The organism is Seohaeicola saemankumensis (assembly GCF_021021435.1).
GTDB lineage: Bacteria > Pseudomonadota > Alphaproteobacteria > Rhodobacterales > Rhodobacteraceae > Seohaeicola.
The window spans coordinates 1-2,504 of record NZ_JAINWI010000050.1; the positions used below are offsets into that span (position 1 = coordinate 1).

Sequence of the window (2,504 nt, forward strand, 5' to 3'; positions counted from 1 at the left end):
TGTTGATTTTCACCCAGAACTGAGCCGGTAAGGCGGATAATTTTCACTGAGAACTGAGCCATGTGAACCTACCCCCAAAGCAGAAAGCAGCGGGGGCAACGGAGTGATCCACATGGGACTTTTGAATATCATCCATCGGATGCATAAGCGGCAGAAGCTGTCGATCCGCGAGATCGCGCGGTTGACAGGCGTGTCGCGGAATACAGTGACCAAACATCTGGCGGCGAACACCATCGAGCCAAAATTCGCGACGCCGGAACGGGCGAGCAAGCTTGATCCCTTTGCCGAGAAGCTGGCGGGTTGGCTGCAGACCGAAGCCGGAAAGTCGCGTAAACAGAGGCGCACAGTGAAGCAGTTGCACGCCGATCTCGTGGCGCTTGGCTTTGCCGGCTCCTATGCCCGGGTGGCCGCGTTTGCACGACGGTGGCGGGCCGATCGGCAGCGTGAACAGCAGACGACGGGGCGCGGGACCTTTGTGCCGCTGCATTTTGATCGTGGCGAAGCCTTCCAGTTTGACTGGAGCGAAGACTTTGCGGTTCTGGGCGGCGAGCGCACGAAGTTGCAGATGGCGCATATCAAGCTGTCACACAGCCGGGCCTTTCTGCTGCGTGCCTATCCGTTGCAGACGCATGAGATGCTGTTCGATGCACACCGGCACGCGTTCCGGGTCTTTGGCGGCGTCCCCGGACGCGGTATCTATGACAATATGCGCACCGCGGTTGATCGCGTCGGTCGCGGCAAGGAGCGGCAGATCAACATGCGCTTCCTCGCCATGACGAACCACTATGTCTATGAGCCGGAGTTCTGCAATCCTGCGGCGGGTTGGGAGAAGGGGCAAGTCGAGAAGAACGTTTGAGATTCCCGCCATCAGATGCTGCAAGGTATGCCGGACTTTCCAGACCTCGCTGCGCTGAATGCTTGGTTGGAGCAGCGTTGCCTCGAGTTGTGGCGGCAGACCCCGCATGGCAAACTGCCTGGCACGATTGCTGATGTCTGGGCCGAAGAGCAGGCGGCGCTGATGCCGGTGCCCGTGGCCTTTGACGGCTTTGTCGAACTGAGCAAGCGCGTCTCGCCCACCTGTCTGATCAGCTTTGAGCGCAATCGATACAGTGTTCCGGCGTCATTTGCGAACCGCCCCGTCAGCCTTCGGATCTATCCGGACAGGCTGGTGGTGGCGGCTGAGGGCAACATCCTGTGCGAACATGCCCGCGTGATCGAGCGCAGTCACAAGTTGCCACCAAAGACGATTTACGACTGGCGGCACTATCTGGCGGTCGTCCAACGCAAGCCCGGGGCTCTTCGGAACGGCGCCCCGTTCCTGGAATTGCCACCTGCCTTCCGGCAGTTGCAGGATCACATGCTGCGCAAGCCCGGCGGTGATCGCGAGATGGTAGACATCCTCGCACTGGTTCTTCAGCACGATGAACAAGCCGTTCTCATCGCCGTAGAACTTGCGTTGGCCGAGGGCGTGCCGACCAAAACCCACGTGCTGAATCTGCTGCACCGGCTGGTCGACGGCAAGGTGATTGATGGCCCGCCACTGGATACGCCACAGACGCTGGCCCTACGCCAGGAACCCAAAGCTAATGTCGAACGCTATGATGATCTGCGCTCCCAGATCGCTGGAGGCCGCCATGCGTCATGACCCCGCCGCCGGCGCCATCGTCATCATGCTGCGCAGTCTGAAGATGTATGGCATGGCACAAGCAGTCACTGATCTGATCGAGCAAGGCGCGCCGGCCTTTGAAGCCGCCATCCCGATCCTGTCGCAACTTCTCAAGGCTGAATTGGCCGAACGCGAGGTCCGGTCGATCGCGTATCACATGAAGTCGGCCCGCTTCCCGGCCTATAAAGACCTCTCCGGCTTCGACTTCGCCGCCAGCGAGATCAACGAAGCCACTGTCAGGACCCTGCACCGCTGCGAGTTTATGGACGGCGCCCAGAACGTGGTCCTGATCGGGGGCTCAGGCACAGGAAAGACCCACGTCGCAACGGCACTCGGCATCCAAGCTATCGAGCATCACCGCCGCAAGGTCCGCTTCTTCTCGACCATCGAACTGGTCAACACCCTCGAACAGGAAAAGATCAAGGGCAAGGCCGGGCAGATCGCGGAAGCCATGACCAAGCTCGACCTCGTTATCCTGGACGAGTTGGGATATCTGCCGTTCAGTGCGTCAGGTGGGGCATTGCTCTTCCACCTGCTCAGCAAGCTTTACGAGCGCACCAGCGTCGTGATCACCACCAACCTCAGCTTCAGCGAATGGGCAACGGTCTTTGGCGACGCCAAGATGACAACCGCCTTGCTCGATCGCCTCACCCACCGCTGTCACATCCTTGAAACCGGAAACGAAAGCTTCCGCTTCAAAGCAAGCTCAGCTGCGGCATCTGCTGCAAAAAAGAAGGAAATAACACACACCTTGACCCCAGCATGAACCAAAATCCATAATCAGAGGTGGCTCACTTCTCGGTGAAAAAACCGGCTCAGTTCTGAGTGAAAATCAACA

The 2,504-nt window shown here is 59.1% G+C and carries 1 protein-coding gene and 1 pseudogene; both read left to right on the top strand.

Features of this window, described 5'->3' with window-relative positions; translation table 11 throughout:
- Window positions 1-112 precede the first annotated feature (112 nt).
- A pseudogene (gene istA / locus K7H22_RS19860) lies at window positions 113-1,645 on the top strand (IS21 family transposase).
- On the top strand, window positions 1,635-2,432 hold the full coding sequence (gene istB / locus K7H22_RS19865; protein ID WP_230802540.1) for an IS21-like element helper ATPase IstB: 798 nt from the start codon (window positions 1,635-1,637) through the stop codon (window positions 2,430-2,432). The pseudogene istA and the gene istB overlap by 11 nt, the downstream one beginning before the upstream one ends.
- The last annotated feature ends 72 nt before the right edge of the window (window positions 2,433-2,504 follow it).